The sequence below is a fragment of the Corynebacterium sp. CNJ-954 genome (assembly GCF_001942345.1).
In the GTDB taxonomy this organism is placed as follows: domain Bacteria; phylum Actinomycetota; class Actinomycetes; order Mycobacteriales; family Mycobacteriaceae; genus Corynebacterium.
In genome coordinates this window covers 142,643-158,751 of the sequence record NZ_MKKI01000044.1, presented here as the reverse complement: position 1 = coordinate 158,751, position 16,109 = coordinate 142,643, and the positions used below count along the sequence as shown (strand labels likewise).

The window sequence follows — 16,109 nt, the reverse complement described above, 5'->3', positions numbered from 1 at the left end:
GCCTACCTCTTCTTCTGCCGGAAACCTGCATAGAGCACGAATGCGGCGCCGACGGCGGCGAGGATCCACTCGCCGACGGGGCCGATGCGTGCTGACAACGTCTCAGTATCGCTCACCGGAACGTCCTCCTGCAAAAGACCCGCGCGGAAAATCTCTGTCCGGTCCGTCACAGCTCCGTCCGGCGACACGATCGCCGAGACCCCTGAGGTGGCCGCGACGACCACGGACCGGTCGTATTCGATCGCACGCATCCGGCTGATCGCCAACTGCTGGAACGTCATGTCGGTGAAACCGAACGTCGCGTTGTTCGTCGGGCTCGCGAACACCGTGGCGCCTGCACGCACGGCGTCGCGGAAGGCACCGTCGAAACTCACCTCGTAACAGGTCGCCACTCCGACGGGAACGCCGTCCATGTCGACCACGCCGTCCCCGTCGCCGGCCTTGAAGTTCCCGGCCATGTCCACATACGGGCTGACGTGGCGCAGCAGATCACGGTAGGGCATGTACTCGCCGAAGGGCTGGAGGAACTTCTTCACGTGCTGGTCGCCCGGCCCCGTCTCCGGGTCCCACACCACGGCCGTGTTCCGCGAACCCCCCTCATCCCGAGTGAGTGTCCCGACCAGTAACGGGGCTCCGACGGCTTCGGCTGCGGCGCCGATCTGCTCGGCGGCAGACTCATTGACGAAGGGGTCGATGTCCGAGGCGTTCTCCGGCCAGATCACCAGATCCGGGCGCGGTCGTTCACCACTGTCGATCTCCTCGGCCAGCTTGAATGTCTGCGTGAGGTGGTTGTTCAGGACGGCGCTGCGTTGGGAGTTGAAGTCCAGGCCGAGTCGCGGCACGTTGCCCTGCACCGCGACGACGTTCAGCGTCTGGTCGACCTCGCCACCCCACGAGGTGGGTACAGCGCCCAGGACAAGGCCTCCGCCGACCGTCAGCGCCACGGTGGAGGCGGTCGTAATGTAGCTGCGGCGGACCAGCAGCGCCAGGGCCACGCCGGTGAGTACCACCGCGAAAGTGACCAGAGCGGGACCGGCCACCGTCGACCACTCCGCCAACGGGCCGGTGATCTGGCCCCACGCGACCCGGGCCCATCCGAATCCGCCGAAGGGCCACGAGGCGCGGAGCCACTCCGTGGCCACGAACCAGGCAGGCACCATCACGAGCAGCAGAGCGGATCGTCCGTGACTTCCGTGACCTCCACGACCGCTGCTGCCCCATGTCCGTGCCATGACACAGATCAGTCCCAGTCCCAGCCCGAAGAGCAGGCTGTAGAGGGATTCGAGGAGGGACAGCCCGATCCACGCGATAGCGCCGACGTACTCGCCGACCCAGGGCAACAGGAACAGGAAGCACACCAGGCCCTGGACCCAGCTGAGCCACATCACCCACCGTCGGATGCTGCGGGGCCCGGTCGCGTCCGTGGGGGCGCCTGACACCGCGCGGTCCACCGCGACAAAGAAGAGCGCGAAGCCCAGCGGGGCCGCCCACCACAGGCCGGTGGGCTGGTAGGAGGCGAACTGAGCCACCCCGGCGGCCGCTGCAGCGGCCGTCAGCAGGAGAAAACGGATCACGCCCTGTCGTCCCAGTCGTCGCTGTCGTCCCGGTCGTCGAACTCATCGGCCCGGTGGTCGATGACCTCACCCCACCCGTCAACGTCCTTCGTCTGCGGCATGCTCACACCGGAGACCGTCGTGAAGGATGCACCCCCGAAGCTGGTGATCCTGCGACGCAGGGCACCGCCCAGGCCACGACGTACCAGGGAGCGGGTCGGCGGCAGGAGCAGGACGATGCCGAGCACCGCGGTGACGAGGCCGGGCAGGGCGACGAGGACGGCGCCGACGGCACTCAGAGCGGCGTCGGCGGTGAGCTGTCCCGGGTGCGCGCGGTCGGTCATGGACCGGCGGACCAGCTCACGGAACTGCCACCCGGCGAGCATCATGCCGCCGATGAAGGTCGCCAGAACCAGCAGGATCGTCCAACCGAAGCCGATCCAGCTTCCCAGCAGGAAGAACACGAGGATTTCGGCGACGATGTACAGCAGGGGCAGCAGTCGGGACATACTCCCCACCCTAGCGTGGTGCCCGCCGCCACAGGACTCTCGGGACCAGGGGCATGACCCTGGCGAGGAGCGCGAGCCTGCGGGGCACCCACACATCCGACCGCCGTGACGTCAGCGCCTGCACGGTGGCCTCGGCGACGACGTCCGGCGTCACCGACATCGGTGCCGGGTCCATCCCCTCCGTCATGCGTCCGATGACGAAACCGGGACGGACCACCGTCAGCCGCACCCCGGTGCCGCGCAACGCATCCTGCATGCCCTGGCAGAAGCCGTCGAGCCCGGCCTTCGCTGAACCGTAGACGTAGTTCGGCCGGCGGACACGCGCACCGGCGATCGACGAGAAGGCGACCAGATCGCCGCGACCGCGGGCCGTCATACGGGCGGACAGGTCGGTGAGCAGGACGGCCTGGGCCGTGAAGTCGGTGTGCAGGATGCGCTCCACCTCCGCACCGTCACGCTCCGCGAGATCCTGGTCACCGAGCACACCGAAGGCGGCGATTGCGGTGTCGATCGGGCCGGACTCCTCGATGGTGTCGATGACGTCTGCCTGACCGGCACAGTCTGACGCGTCAAAGTAGACGGTCTCCACCCGCGTCGCCCCGGCCTCCTCACAGGCCGTCACCAGGTCTGTCAGGGCGTCGGGACGTCGGGCAGCCAGGACGAGGTCATTGCCGGCGGCGAGCCGGGTGATGATCTGCTCCCCGATCTCGCTGGTGGCGCCGAACAGGACGATCCGTCTCGGGGATCCCGGAGTACTCATGCGGGCACCTCCACGGTGGTGAGGTCGTGTGTGGTGGTGTTGAGCGGCTCGCAGCCGTCGGCGGTGAGGACCACGATGTCCTCGATCCGGGCACCCCACTGTCCGGGCACGTAGATCCCCGGTTCGATGGAGAAGGCCATCCCCTCGGTCAGTACGGTGTCATTTCCGGCGATGATGAACGGTTCCTCGTGGCCGGAGACGCCGATGCCGTGACCGGTGCGGTGGGTGAAGTAGTCGCCGTAGCCGGCGTCCTCGATGATGTCGCGGACCACGGCGTCGAGCTCGGCGGCGGTGACGCCGGGGCGCGCGGCGGCACGACCGGCGTCCTGCGCCTGCTGCAGCACGAGGTAGGCGTCCTGCTGTGCCTGGGACGCGGCACCGAGCACGTAGGTGCGGGTGCAGTCGGAATGGTAACCGGAGTCGAGGGTGCCGCCGATGTCGACGACGACCACGTCGCCCTCGGCCAGCACGCGGTCGGAGTAGCTGTGGTGCGGGTCGGCTCCGTGCGGGCCGGAACCGACGATGACGAAGTCCACGGCGACGTGCTCGGCGAGGATCATGGTGGTGAGGTCGGCGGCCACGTCGCGCTCGGTACGTCCCGCGCGCAGCAGACCCGGGACCTGACGGTGCACGGCGTCGATGGCGTGGCCCGCGCGGGTGAGCTCGGCGATCTCGACGTCGTCCTTGACCATGAAGACGTCGCGGAGCACGGTGGTGGCGTTGAGGGTCTGCACTCCCCTGCCCTGGATGGTGAGCAGGTGGTCGGCGGTCATGGTGCCCGAGACCGCGACGGTGGCGCCGTCGGGCAGGCCGAGCAACTCCACCGGGTCCTCCCCGTCGTTCCACGGCACGACGTCCACTCCGGCCTCCCCCGCCACGCCACTGCGTAGCACCGCGGCATCCACGCCGGGTACGACGATCCGGCGCGCTGACGGCGTGATCACCAGGGCGGCGAAACGTTCGTGGGTCTCGATGTCGGTGTCGAGGAGGAACCGCAGGTCCGGCCCAGGGGTGAGGACAGCCGCGGTGATGCCCTGCTCGTCGAGGAGGTCCCCGACGGCATCGAGACGGGCGGTGTAGGTGGAGACAGGAAAGCTCATGGGAAGCCAGTGTAGGCCAGAGCCGGTCCGCTACGCGCCCAGTTCCACCACGCCCCGCCGGATCGCCGGTACAGCCTTCCGGGCGGAGGCCTTCACCGACGACGAGTAACCGGTGTGACGGATCTGCTCCAGCAGGTCGATGACCCGGTTGCACCAGCGCACGAAATCGCCGGCGCTCAGCGTGGCACCGGACGCCTCCGCAGCACGCAGGCAGTAGTCCAGGGGTGCGCCGGCGGCCCACTGGTGTACCGCCGTGGCGAACCCCATGTCCGGTTCGCGGGTCACCGGCAGGCGGTGCCGTGCCTCGTCGGAGACGAGTTCGCCGTGGATACGGAACACCGCGGTGACCGCGTCGGCCAGCGGCTCGGTCGGGACACCGTCCTCGTGACGGCCCTCGCTCTCCCGACGGTTCTCGAAGACGCACGTCGACACCACGGCGGCGAGCTCGGCGGGATCGAGCTCATCCCACACACCGCGCCGCAGACACTGGGCGACAAGGAGATCCGCCTCATGGTGGACCTGGGCCAGTCGTCGGCCCTCAGCCGTGATGCGGGTCGTGGTCCGGTCGGAAGACGGGACAGCATCGTCAGCATCGTCAGCATTGTCAGCGTCGTCAGTACCGTCCTGTTCCACGTAGTCGAACTCGCCGAGGAGGTCGAGTATCCGGTCGAAGGTCCGGGACAGGGACTCGGTCTCCGGTGCAGCGATCTCCATCTCGCGGTCGAGGGTACGTCGCGCCGCAACGACCCGCTCCGCCGGGCGGACCAGATCCTCGCGCTCCGCCAGAAGATGGACGGGATGGACGTGCACCTTGTCCCGGAGTTCGGCGGCCTTACGCGACCCGCTCTTCGCCTTCGGTTTGAGGACACGGGGCCGGTCGACCTTCTGCCGCCGAAGGTTGGACGCCACAGCGCGGGAGTTACGCTTCGGGCTGCGCTGCACCCCCTTGTGCAGCGACATATGGCCCAGCGGCACGGGGACGTTTCCGAACGTCTCGGCGGTCACGGGACCGCACCACCCGTCCTCGGTGATGATCCACGGCCGGGGGTGACGGTGGTCGGAGTCGCTGCGCGCGACCGTGGCGAGCTGCGGATGACGCCCCGTCGGCAGGGCGATGATGTCACCGACAGACAGGCTGGACAGCAACCGGGCGGTCTCAGCCTGGCGGTCCGCTGCCGAGTCCTTCTTCGCCCGTCGCTCCTCCAGTGTGAGGTCGCGGCGCAGCCCCGCGTACTCGATGACGTCGTCTGCGCTGACCTGCGCGCCCTTCAGGGAGGACAGGGTCTTCGACAGGTCCCGTTCGAGGCTGGCCAGGTCACGACGCCGGCGACTGGCCCGCTCCGCCTGCTCCACCACGGTGGATGCCGCCTGGTACTGGGCGAAGGACCGGTCCAGCAGACGGTGGGACTCGGTGTACCCCTTGGTGGAGATCAGGTTGACCGCCATGTTGTACCCGGGCCGGAACGTCGAGTCCAGGGGGTAGGTGCGGGTCTGGGCGAGGTTCGCCACCGCATACGGGTCGATGCCTTTGGACCACAGCACCAGGGCGTGGCCTTCGGTGTCGATGCCACGACGCCCGGCACGTCCGGTGAGCTGGGTGTACTGACCCGGTGTGAGGTCCACGTGGGCCTCACCGTTGAACTTGACGAGTTTCTCGAGCACCACGGTGCGTGCCGGCATGTTGATGCCCAGGGCCAGGGTCTCGGTGGCGAAGCAGACCTTCATCAGCCCGCGGGAGAACAGTTCTTCGACGATGTGCCGGAAGGCTGGCAGCATACCGGCATGGTGCGCCCCGTAACCGTTGCCCAACGCCCGTCGCCACTGGCGGAATCCGAGGACGCCGAGGTCCTCGGTGGCGATACCCTCCACTCCCCTGTCGACGGTCGCGAGGATGGCGTCGCGTTCGGCGTCGGTGGTCAGGCGGACCCGGTCAACGAGGAGTTGACGGACCGCACCGTCGCAACCGGCGCGGGAGAAGATGAAGTAGATGGCGGGGAGCATCGATGCACTGCGCATCTGGGCGACGACGTCGGAACGTTTCGGCCCCTGCCGCCGTCCCGACTCCTCCGCACGGCTGGCTGCGGCGACGACCGCGCGGTTGACGTCGCCGTCCCTCCCGCTCCCGTACAGCGGCAGGATCTGGGAACCGACCATCATCGACTGGTGCAGCGGGACCGGACGGTGGGTGGTGACGACGAGATCGGTCTGACCCCGCACCGTGGAGAGCCAGGAGCCGAATTCCTCGGCGTTGCTCACCGTCGCTGAGAGGCTGACCAGGATCACCGACGGGTCGAGGTTGAGGATGGTCTCCTCCCACACCGGGCCGCGGGACGGGTCGGCGAGGAAGTGGACCTCGTCCATCACCACGTGGGTGAGGGTGTCGAGACGGTCTGACCCGGCGTAGATCATGTTGCGTAGCACCTCGGTGGTCATGACCACTACCGGAGCGTCACCGTTGATGCTGACGTCGCCGGTGAGCAGCCCCACACGGTCCTCGCCGTAGCGGGCGACGAGATCGTGGTACTTCTGGTTGCTCAGCGCCTTGATCGGGGTGGTGTAGAAGCAGGTGCCGTCACGCCGGAACGCTTCGTGCACGGCGAATTCCCCCACCACCGTTTTTCCTGCGCCGGTGGGTGCACAGACGAGGACGCCGCGTCCCTCCGCGATGGAGGCGGACGCGGTGAGCTGGAATTCATCCAGAGGGAAAGGGTATGCGGCAGCGAATGCCGCGACCGGTGCCGGGAGGGTGTCCGGGTCAGAGGAGGTCATCGAGATTGTTGTGGTCCATCCTGGGTGTTGTCGGGGTGGGGTTCGGTGAGGTGCGGGGGGCATTCATCGGCGCGGCAGGGGCGATCGAGGATGCTGTCTCATCGTCGAGGTCCTCGGGTACCTGGTCGACACCGTCGATACCGGCCTTCTTCGCACGTCGCTTGTCGTTGATCCGGGCGATCTGGATCGCGATCTCGATCATGAGACACATCGAGAGCGCCAGGATCAGCATGGACACCGGATCGCCGCCGGGCGTGGCGAAAGCGGCGAGGACGAAGAGAATGAGGATAATGTAGCGGCGCTTGTCCTTCAACGTCTGGTAGCTGAGCACCCCTACGAGGTTGAGCATCACGGTGATCAACGGCACTTCGAAGCTCACACCGAACACGAGGAGAAGCGTCAGGAGGAAGCTGAAGTACGCCGTACCGTTGAGCGCCGCGATCTGGGTCTCGTCACCGATGGTGAGCAGGAACTCCAGACCGAAGTAGAGCACGAAGTACGCGAGGACGGCTCCGAGGACGAACAGCAGGGTCGCCGCAGTCACGAAAGTGCGCGTCCACATCTTCTCGTTCTTCTTCAGCCCCGGTGTGATGAAACCCCACAACTGCATCAGCCACACCGGTGCGGACAACACCAGGCCGGCAAGGAAGCCGATCTTCAGCCGCAGCATGAACATCTCGAACGGGCTGGTGGCCAACAGGCGGCACTCATTGGCGATGTCACCGCCGAACCGCAACTCCGGCGGCAGTTCGCAGTACGGGTCCTTGAGCAGGTCACCAAGGCTGGGAGTGCCGAAGACACCGTTGCCGTACCACATGTATCCGAGAATCGTGCCGACCCCGATCGCGACGAGAGCGATGAGGATCCTGCGACGGAGTTCCTTGAGATGCTCGACCAGAGACATCTCCGCTTCCGTGGGGCGACGTCCTCGTTTCAGCGAGCGCCGTGTGCGCGGCACACGGACTCGCCGAGGAGCGTCGGGGGAACTGTCAGTCATTGCTGGGCGGGGTGACCTTCGGTTCAGATACAGGGGCGGCTGAGGGTACGGCAGGCGCCCCGTCGTTCTTCATCTCTGTCATCTCGGACTTGAAGATCCGCATGGAGCGGCCCAGTGACCGGGCCATGGTCGGCAGCTTCGGCGCGCTGAACAAGAGCACGACGACCAGGGCGATGATGAGCCATTCAGTGGCACCAGGCATCGGTCACCGCTCCTGTGACTGGTTGTTGTTCGGACGGAACTCCGGTTCGGCACTGATGTCGTCGGAGATTCCGTCCGTGCTGGTGGTCGGCTTCGCGCTCTCGACGGAGGGCTGACCGTCGTTCTTCATCTCCGTCATTTCAGACTTGAAGATGCGCATGGAGCGACCAGCGGAGCGCGCCAGAGTCGGCAGCTTCGACGCTCCGAAGAGGAGCAGGATAATCAGGACGATGATCAGGATTTGCCACGGGCCTATGCCACCCATCAGTACCGGCCTTTCCGTCGGTCATACAGCGTGTGTTCCACGGTGTGGATCAGATACCGGTAACCCTACGCCAGAGAACGGTAGGCATCCAGCGCAGCGCTGGCGCGGCGGGCCACGCGGTGGCCGAGATCACACTGTGCGTCTTCGGTGGACTGCGGGACGACCGCCCGGATACTCGGGGCGTACGCCAGCAGGAACCGTTCCAGCCAGTCGCCGGTGTCCGGTATCGCCGCCCGCAGCGTCCCGGGGGTGTCGACCTGCCAGATGGGCAGGTACTCGAACATCCACGCCGCGCCGTCCTCCAGGTCAATCTCGGCCCAGCGCTGTCCGTCACGGTCGAACCCGAACGGGTCGTCGGCGTCGATCGTGCGCTCACGGATCTCCGGCGCACCGCGTTCCGTGACGGTGACCTGCGACATCCGGGACACGTTGAAACACCGTTGCACATCGGCGTCGTCGCGGGCCCACAGGTACGCCTGGCCGTCGATGAACTCCAGCTGGTCCGGGACCAGTGTGCGAGTGCCCACCGAGTCCGAGGAGGCCGACCGGTAGGTCAGTTCCACCCACCTCCGGGTGGTGAGCGCCTCACGCAGTGGCGGCAGGTTCTCCGCCAGTACACCGGACGTCCCGTCCTGACCGGCACCGGAGCTGGTGCCGGTGTCTGCGCGGGAGGGGGTGGTGAACTCGTCGGGGGTGAACCGGTCACGCCGGTCCCGCACGTCCTGCTGCAGGTCGCGGATCATCCCGGCGGCCGACTCGACGTCAGCCCGGCCCGGGCCCGTCACGACACTTGCCAGCCGTTCCAGGCTGATCAGCAGCACCCCGGACTCCGCTGCGGTCAGCGACGGCGCCCGGTCGAGCCCGAGTGAGGTCACGACATCGACATGCATCCCCGAGGTCGTGAACTCCAGCAGCGACCCCGGCAGGTACGGCGGCACCCCGCAGGTGGCCGCCTGCGTCAGTTCGTGGCGTAACTGGGGCACGGTCACACCGAACTGGGCGGCCGCACGCATCAACGAACCGTCCGGATGGTGCCGGAACCAGGCGATGACCGCCAGGACGCGGCGTACCTGCCAGGTGGTGTAGCCGACGCTCCGTCGACGGGGAACAGGCTCGGTCACCTCAGGTCCTCCTCTCCCCCGAAGGTGCGCACGGCGTCCTCCAGGTGCGTGATGATGTCGGCGACGACGTCCGGCGGATCGACCACGAGGACGTCGGTGGCGTAGGACGCGGCCGTGCGGATCAGCCACTGCCGGTCGACCGGCCCGAGCGGGCGCCCGCCGTCGCTGTCGGCCGGTCCGGCGAGTACCCGGAGCTCCTGCGCACCGTCGGTGAGGAACCGGACGCGGGCGGTGACCATGGATGAGGCGTCCCGGAGCCCCTCGGTCACGAGGTCGGCGACGGGACGGCCCGGCGCGCGGTGACGGATCAGGGTCGCGGTAGCTTCCAACCCGGCAATACGGGACAGACGGAAGGTGCGTTGCTGGTCCCGGTCGAGGTCGTACCCGGTGAGGTAGAGCCGACCGTCGACGGCGGCCACTCCCCACGGGTCCAGGTGGCGTAGCCGGGGTTGTTCCGTCAGGGCGGGCCAGTAGTGGAACCGCAGGCTCAGGTTGCGGTCCAGGGCGATGTTCAGGGCCTCGATGTCGGCGTCGGTGAGGTCGACGGCGTCGGGCACCGGGGCGGAGAAGCCCGGACCCCCGTCGGTGTCGGAGGCCGGTGCCACGGTCGACAGTTTCTGCAGTGCGTGACGTACGGGTGCGGCCAGGGACTGGTTCGGGACCCACTGCGCGGCCGGGCGGAGCGCCTGCCACTGGGCGTCGGTGACCGTGAGGTCCGGCAGGAAGCTGGACGTGGGGTCGATGCCGTACTGCAGTTCGGGGTGTCCGTCAGTGTCGGTGCCGGTCGTTTCGGTGATGACCAGGCCGAGATCGTCGATCAGGGTGCGGTCCCGGTCGAAGCGTTTACGTACGGTCTCGGCGTCGCCGGTGTAGCCGTCGACGTGGGTGCGGATCCATCCGACGGAGCGGGGCCGGTCCGTCAGCGCCAGGACGAGATTGAGCAGGCGGGAGGCGGCGGGGTCCCAGTGGACCTCCGTGGGCCGGTTCCGGGTGCTCACCGCGGGTCCTCCCCCAGGATCTCGAGGAGCTGGTCAAGTCCGTCGGCGTCAGGGGCGAACGGGTCGGGAAGGACGATCTCGGCGCCGCCGTCACCGTTGACCTTCAGGCGTGTCCAGTCCACCGTGGTCTGGCGGGCGCTGGACTCGGCGGCGGTGAGGAACCGGCCGCGTGCTGCGGCACGGGTGGTCGGCGGCGCCGTCTGTGCGGCGGTGTCGATGTCCGCGGGGTCGACGAGGGTGGCGACCTGCCCCCGGCGCGCCAGCATGTGGAACAGGCCGCGGTCCGGGTTGATGTCGTGGTAGGTCAGGTCGACCTGGGCCAGCCGGGGGTCGGTGATGTCGAGGCCGCCGCGGTCGGCGACCCGGTCGATGAGCTTCTTCTTGATCACCCAGTCGATCTCGGTGTCCACCCCGGAGAAGTCACCGGACTCCGCGCCGTCGAGTACACGTCCCCACAGGTCGACCACCGGGAGAAGCTGGTCGCGGGGGGTTCCGGTCTCACCGTCGGCGGGCTCCGGGCGGTCGTCGAGCCACTGCGTCGCCGCGGCGTGGAAGGCGCGCTGAATGCCCAGCGGTGTTGCGGTGTCGCCGTTGCGCAGGGCCAGCGGTGTGGTGCCGGTGAGGTCGCGGGCGATCTCGCGGATCGAGCGGATCTCGTTGGACAGCTCGCAGTCCGGCAGCGCGATCCCGGCCTCGATCATCTCCAGGACGAGCAGGGTCGAACCGACCTTCAGTGCGGTGGTGGTCTCGGACATGTTCGAGTCGCCGACGATGATGTGCAGCCGACGGAACCGGGAGGAGTCCGCGTGCGGTTCGTCCCGGGTGTTGATGATCGGACGCGAGCGGGTGGTGGCCGAGGAGACCCCCTCCCACACGTGGTCCGCGCGCTGGGAGAGACAGTAGCCGGGACCGAAGTTCTCGTTCGGGGCGCCGGCGGTGGGCACGCTGATCTTCCCTGCCCCGCAGATCAGCTGGCGGGTCACCAGGAAGGGCAGCAGCTGGGCCGACAGGCTCTTCAGCGGCATGTCGCGGCCCACCAGGTAGTTCTCGTGGCAGCCGTAGGAGTTGCCGACCGAGTCGGTGTTGTTCTTCAGCAGGTAGACCTTGCCGCCGATCCCCCGCTCATTCAGCGACGCCTCGCACCGGGAGGCCAGTCCGTGGAAGATGTGCTCCCCCGCCCGGTCGTAGGTCACCAGCTGGTGCAGTGAGTCGCACTCGGCGGTGGCGAACTCCGGGTGTGCGCCGACGTCGAGGTACACCCGTGAGGCGTTCGGCCAGTAGACGTTGCTGCTGCGGTACTTCTCCACGACCGGGGCGAAGAGGTGCCGGGCGACCTCGTCCGGGCCGAGTCGGCGGTGGCTGTCGAGGACGCTGGTGATGCCGAACTCGGTCTCCAGGCCCATGATCCGCCGGGTGAACACGGTCGCCGTGACTACTGCCCGCCCTTCTGGACGTACGACTTCACGAACTCCTCGGCGTTGGACTCCAGCAGGCCGTCGATCTCGTCGAGCAGGTCGTCGGTACCGCTGACCTTGAGCTGCTCCTGGCCGGAGGCGGTGGGGTCAGTGGTGCCTGGGGCGTCCTCGTCGGCGGGCCCGCGGCCCCCGTGCACCTGGCCCTGGCCAGAGCCACCCGTCGAGCCTGATCCGGCTGTCATGTGGAACCACTTCCTTCATGAATGGAGAGTCGGTGAAAATACGTTCTGATGCCTACAGGCTAGCAGTCGACACCGTCGAGGGAGCCGGGAATGAGTTCGCCCAGCACCCGGACGAGGCCGGCGGCGTCATCGACGTCGGCCAGGGCCTCCTGCAGTTGCCCCGCGGTCCCCTGCAACGGGTCCGCGAGCAGTACCCGGGTCGTCGACGACGCCCCGTAGGGGGTGTCGAGCACCAGGGTGTCCCAGTTCGCCGCCAGCAGCTCACCGGAGAACCGTCGGGCCACCTCACCGCGCAACCAGGCGCGGGTGTCGGTGGGTGCCTGCGCCGCTGCGGCGGCGACATCCCCGGCAGGGACCAGTGTGCGCATCCGGCCCTTCCGGACCAGGGCGTTGTACAGCCCCTTCGCCGGGTCGATGTCGTGGTACTGGATGTCGACCACCGCCATCGTCGGATGGTCCCAGTCCAGGCCACGGGCACGGTAGGCGGTGAGCAGACTGAGTTTGGCCGTCCAGTCGAGCCGGTCTGCGGTGCTCATCGGGTCCCGGTCGAGGTCGTCGAGGACCTGCCCCCACAGCTCGAGCACCAGGTCGTCCTTGTCGTGCCGCTGCTCGGCGGGGACGGCGTCGGCGACCCGACGGCGGATCTCGCGCTGGATGTCGACCGCTGTCCGCTCCACGTTGCCGTAGAGCCGTAGCGGTGCCGAGCACTCCAGGTCACGGGAGATCCGGCGGACGGCGTCCACCGGGTCGTACAGTGCCAGGTCCGAGAAGTCCGCACCCGCCCCGACGGCGTCGAGCACCAGGGCGGTGGTGCCCAGCTTGAGGAAGGTCGCGTACTCCGAGAGGTTCGCGTCGCCGATGATGACGTGCATCCGGGCCCAGTCGTCACCGACGTGTGACTCGTCCCGGGTGTTGATGATGCCGCGGTTCAGCGTCGTCTCCAGGGAGACGGTCGTCTCGATGTAGTCGGCGCGCTGGCTGATCTGGAATCCCGGTGACTGGCTCTCCGCCCCGAGACCGAGGCGCCCGGCGCCGGTGTAGATCTGACGGGTCACGAAGTGCGGGATCAGGGCGGCCTGCACGGCCTCGGTGTCGTAGGACCGTGGGTAGAGGTAGTTCTCGTGGGATCCGTAGGAGGCACCCTTGCCGTCCACGTTGTTCTTGTGGATCTTCAGCGTGGGCTGGTCCTCGATCTCCCCGGAGGCCTGGGCGGCGGTGTGCATCACCAGCTCGCCGGCCTTGTCCCAGATCACCGCGTCCCAGGCGTTGGTGGTCTCCGGTGAGGAGTACTCGGGGTGTGCGTGGTCGACGTAGAACCGGGCGCCGGAGGTGGTGACCACATTCGCCGATCCCAGGGCGTTGGGGTCGATGACCGGGGCGGTGCGGTAGCGGCGCAGGTCGAAGCCACGCACGTCACGCAGCGGTGACTCGGCGTTGTAGTCCCACCTGGTCCGCCGGTTCACGCCGAGGCCCGTCGCCCCCGCGTAGGCGACGACGGCCTGGGTTGAGGTCTCGATCGGGCTGGCGTGGGGGTCGTCGGGGGCGATGATGCCGAACTCTGTTTCGGTGCCGATCAGCCGTCGTGGTGCGTCGGTCACTGGTCGCCCTCCCGGCCGGTGACACGGCCAGCCCCACGGTCGGCCATGGTGATCTCCACGACCCGGCGCGACGAGTGCCCGGAGATCCGGGCCCACTCGGCGGGGTTGGTGGTGTCGGGCAGGTCGTCGTTGTCGCGGCACTCCTCGTCCACCGCGGTGTCCACGTGGCTTCGGTGACACCGTCGCCGTCTCCGCGCAGCACGTCCTTGATGGCGAGCTTCTTGACCCGGTCGACGATATTGGCCAGCATCGCGCCCGAGGCGAAGTCCCGGAAGAACAGGTCGGTGTGGGTGCCGTCGGCGTAGTGCAGCGTGAGGTAGGGGCGGTCGTCGGAGTAGAGGTTGTCGATCACCCGGGCCCGCAGCCGGGCGGCAGCGGCGTCGGGTCCCCCGGCGGCGGCACTGAGTGCACCCGACATCGGGACGTCCGCGGTGAGGTACTTCTCCAGGATGTCGGCGGCTGCGGCACGGTCGGGGCGTTCCACCCGGATCTTCACGTCGAGACGCCCCGGGCGCAGGATCGCCGGGTCGATCAGCTCTTCGCGGTTCGAGGCGCCGATGACGATGACGTTGCGCAGGCCCTCCACACCGTCGATCTCCGCCAGCAGCTGCGGCACCACGGTGGACTCCACGTCCGAGGAGACGCCGGTGCCGCGGGTACGGAAGATGGCTTCCATCTCGTCGAAGAAGATGATCACCGGCTGGCCGGCGGAGGCGATCTTGCGGGCACGTTCGAAGATCAGCCGGATCTGCCGCTCGGTCTCGCCGACGAACTTGTTGAGCAGCTCCGGACCCTTGATGTTCAGGAAGTAGGATTTCGCGTCCGGGGTGCCCGCGTCGGAGTTGATCTTGCGGGACAGCGAGGACGCCACCGCCTTGGCGATCAACGTCTTGCCGCACCCGGGCGGCCCGTAGAGCAGCACGCCCTTCGGGGGCAGCAGGCCGTAGTCACGGTAGAGCTCCGGGTGCAGGAAAGGCAGTTCGACGGCATCATGCAGTTGTTCGATCTGGCTCTCCAGACCGCCGATGTCGGTGTAGGAGACGTCCGGGACCTCCTCGAGCACCAGGTCCTCGACCTCGGCGCGGGAGATCACCTCGAAGGCGTACCCGGCGCGACGGTCGACGATGACACTGTCACCGGGGCCCACCTGCTTCGCCGCCAGTTCCGAGGTGAGGGCCCCGGCACACTTCATCAACGCCTCCTCACCGAGCTTGTCGGCGACGACGATACGGTCGGAGTCCACGACCTCGACGACGGTGCCGATGTCACCGGCGTCGGCGTATCCGCAGACCTCGACGACCTGCTGGCCCTCCCCCAGACGCACCAGCGCGCCGGGGTGGAGTTCGCCCGGGGAGACGCGGGGGCTGACAGCGAGCCGCATCCGCCGTCCGGCGGTGTAGACCTCGGCCGTCAGGCCACCGTCGCCGGTGTCCAGCAGGGTGCCGTAGGTGCTCGGAGGTTCGGCGAGGGCGTCCAGCCGGGAGTTCAGTTCGTCCAGCTTGTCTCGGCTGGACTTGAGCATCTCGGTGAGTTTCGCGTTGCGGGTTCCCAGGGTCCGGTTGGCCAGTTGCAGCTGGCGGTAGGACTCAGGGCCGGAGTCGACCCGGGCGGTCGGTCCGTCGTGGAGATTCTGGTCCGTGGTGTGCTGCGTCATAGGGGGCCAGTCTACATGCGGAGGAAAGGTAGCCTATCCAGTACCGCGGAAGTGCCCCCTCGGTCTCCCCCGGAGCGGACCAGGCGGTTACTTACGCGCCCGGCGCTGCGGCTTCGGTGCGACGGTGCCGTCGGCCAGCCGGCGTGCCCAGACCAGGAACGCGGTGTGGGCGTTCATCCGGTGCTCGGGGCGCGTGGCCAGGCCCTCGACCTTCCACTCGCGGACCAGGGACTCCCACGCCTTCGGTTCGGTGAAGCACCCCAGTTCGCGGATGCCCTCCATGACCTTCATCAGCTGCGGCACGGTGGCGACGTAGGTCATGAACACCCCGCCCGGGATCAGCAGGTCGCGCACGGTCTCCAGGCACTCCCACGGGGCGAGCATGTCCAGGATGACCCGGTCGACCGGACCGTCGGTGTCGTCCACGGTGACGTCGTTGAGGTCGCCGAGGCGCAGGTCCCAGTTCGCCGGGTGCTCCCCCATGTACTCGGCGACGTTGTTCTCCGCGTACTCCAGGTGGTCGTCGCGGATCTCGTAGGAGATGAGCCGACCGTGCTCGCCGACGGCGCGCAGCAGGGTCATGGACAGCGCACCGGAACCGGCACCGGCCTCGAGCACCGTGGCGCCGGGGAAGATGTCGCCCTCCACCAGGATCTGTGCGGCGTCCTTGGGGTAGATCACCGCGGCCCCGCGGGGCATCGACAGCACGTGGTCGACCAGCAGGTGGCGGAAGCACAGGTACTCGCCACCGACGTGGGAGACGACCACGGTGCCCTCGTCACTGCCGATGATGTCGTCATGCCTGATCTCACCCTTGTGGGTGAAGTAGCTGCCACCGCTCTCCAGGGTGATGGTGTAGTGACGGCGTTTGGCGTCGGTGAGCTGGACCCGGTCACCGGGCTGGAACGGGCCGGAGTAGGCCACGGT

General features: G+C 68.1%; 14 protein-coding genes and 1 pseudogene. All 15 read right to left on the bottom strand.

Annotated features, from left to right (window positions below):
• Positions 1–2: 2 nt before the first annotated feature.
• Positions 3–1,574 (bottom strand): apolipoprotein N-acyltransferase, encoded by a 1,572-nt coding sequence (gene lnt / locus BJF89_RS15850; RefSeq protein ID WP_075816029.1) that lies wholly within the window; start codon positions 1,572–1,574, stop codon positions 3–5.
• Positions 1,571–2,062, bottom strand: coding sequence for an FxsA family protein (locus BJF89_RS15845; RefSeq protein ID WP_075816028.1), 492 nt, complete (start codon positions 2,060–2,062; stop codon positions 1,571–1,573). Before BJF89_RS15845 ends, lnt begins: the two co-directional genes overlap by 4 nt.
• A 10-nt stretch (positions 2,063–2,072) precedes the next feature.
• Positions 2,073–2,822: an SDR family NAD(P)-dependent oxidoreductase gene (locus BJF89_RS15840; protein WP_075816027.1), complete on the bottom strand. Its 750-nt coding sequence runs from the start codon at positions 2,820–2,822 to the stop codon at positions 2,073–2,075.
• A complete protein-coding gene (locus BJF89_RS15835; protein ID WP_075816026.1) occupies positions 2,819–3,922 on the bottom strand; it encodes a Xaa-Pro peptidase family protein in 1,104 nt (367 codons plus the stop codon). The genes BJF89_RS15840 and BJF89_RS15835 overlap by 4 nt, the downstream gene beginning before the upstream one ends.
• A 30-nt stretch (positions 3,923–3,952) precedes the next feature.
• Entirely contained in the window at positions 3,953–6,691 is a 2,739-nt protein-coding gene (locus BJF89_RS15830) for an RNA helicase (RefSeq protein ID WP_075816025.1), read from the bottom strand.
• Positions 6,678–7,595, bottom strand: a complete 918-nt coding sequence (gene tatC, locus BJF89_RS15825; RefSeq protein ID WP_075816024.1) for a twin-arginine translocase subunit TatC — start codon at positions 7,593–7,595, stop codon at positions 6,678–6,680. The genes BJF89_RS15830 and tatC overlap by 14 nt, the downstream gene beginning before the upstream one ends.
• Positions 7,596–7,680: 85 nt before the next feature.
• Complete coding sequence (gene tatA / locus BJF89_RS15820) at positions 7,681–7,890, bottom strand: Sec-independent protein translocase subunit TatA (protein WP_075816023.1); 210 nt, start codon at positions 7,888–7,890, stop codon at positions 7,681–7,683.
• A 3-nt stretch (positions 7,891–7,893) separates the two neighbouring features.
• Positions 7,894–8,154 carry a Sec-independent protein translocase subunit TatA gene (gene tatA / locus BJF89_RS15815; protein ID WP_038548646.1) on the bottom strand — a complete coding sequence of 87 codons (261 nt, stop codon included), beginning with the start codon at positions 8,152–8,154 and terminating at the stop codon, positions 7,894–7,896.
• 65 nt (positions 8,155–8,219) lie between these two features.
• Complete coding sequence (locus BJF89_RS15810) at positions 8,220–9,275, bottom strand: WYL domain-containing protein (RefSeq protein ID WP_075816022.1); 1,056 nt, start codon at positions 9,273–9,275, stop codon at positions 8,220–8,222.
• Positions 9,272–10,273, bottom strand: a complete 1,002-nt coding sequence (locus BJF89_RS15805) for a YafY family protein (RefSeq protein ID WP_075816021.1) — start codon at positions 10,271–10,273, stop codon at positions 9,272–9,274. Before BJF89_RS15805 ends, BJF89_RS15810 begins: the two co-directional genes overlap by 4 nt.
• Positions 10,270–11,676, bottom strand: a complete 1,407-nt coding sequence (gene pafA, locus BJF89_RS15800) for a Pup--protein ligase (RefSeq protein WP_075816117.1) — start codon at positions 11,674–11,676, stop codon at positions 10,270–10,272. The genes BJF89_RS15805 and pafA overlap by 4 nt, the downstream gene beginning before the upstream one ends.
• A gap of 29 nt (positions 11,677–11,705) precedes the next feature.
• Positions 11,706–11,930, bottom strand: coding sequence for a ubiquitin-like protein Pup (locus BJF89_RS15795; protein ID WP_075816020.1), 225 nt, complete (start codon positions 11,928–11,930; stop codon positions 11,706–11,708).
• Positions 11,931–11,989: 59 nt separating this feature from the next.
• Complete coding sequence (gene dop, locus BJF89_RS15790) at positions 11,990–13,528, bottom strand: depupylase/deamidase Dop (RefSeq protein ID WP_255372698.1); 1,539 nt, start codon at positions 13,526–13,528, stop codon at positions 11,990–11,992.
• A pseudogene (arc, locus tag BJF89_RS15785) lies at positions 13,525–15,182 on the bottom strand (proteasome ATPase). The gene dop and the pseudogene arc overlap by 4 nt, the downstream one beginning before the upstream one ends.
• An 87-nt stretch (positions 15,183–15,269) precedes the next feature.
• On the bottom strand, positions 15,270–16,106 hold the full coding sequence (locus tag BJF89_RS15780) for a tRNA (adenine-N1)-methyltransferase (RefSeq protein WP_075816115.1): 837 nt from the start codon (positions 16,104–16,106) through the stop codon (positions 15,270–15,272).
• Positions 16,107–16,109 lie beyond the last annotated feature (3 nt).

What these genes read in the sequence shown, in the direction of transcription:
- BJF89_RS15845 (WP_075816028.1), bottom strand. Translation starts at nt 2,062, where the DNA reads ATGTCCCGACTGCTGCCCCTGCTGTACATCGTCGCCGAAATCCTCGTG.
- BJF89_RS15840 (WP_075816027.1), bottom strand. Translation starts at nt 2,822, where the DNA reads ATGAGTACTCCGGGATCCCCGAGACGGATCGTCCTGTTCGGCGCCACC.
- BJF89_RS15835 (WP_075816026.1), bottom strand. Translation starts at nt 3,922, where the DNA reads ATGAGCTTTCCTGTCTCCACCTACACCGCCCGTCTCGATGCCGTCGGG.
- BJF89_RS15830 (WP_075816025.1), bottom strand. Translation starts at nt 6,691, where the DNA reads ATGACCTCCTCTGACCCGGACACCCTCCCGGCACCGGTCGCGGCATTC.
- tatC (WP_075816024.1), bottom strand. Translation starts at nt 7,595, where the DNA reads ATGTCTCTGGTCGAGCATCTCAAGGAACTCCGTCGCAGGATCCTCATC.
- tatA (WP_075816023.1), bottom strand. Translation starts at nt 7,890, where the DNA reads ATGCCTGGTGCCACTGAATGGCTCATCATCGCCCTGGTCGTCGTGCTC.
- tatA (WP_038548646.1), bottom strand. Translation starts at nt 8,154, where the DNA reads ATGGGTGGCATAGGCCCGTGGCAAATCCTGATCATCGTCCTGATTATC.
- pafA (WP_075816117.1), bottom strand. Translation starts at nt 11,676, where the DNA reads ATGGGCCTGGAGACCGAGTTCGGCATCACCAGCGTCCTCGACAGCCAC.
- BJF89_RS15795 (WP_075816020.1), bottom strand. Translation starts at nt 11,930, where the DNA reads ATGACAGCCGGATCAGGCTCGACGGGTGGCTCTGGCCAGGGCCAGGTG.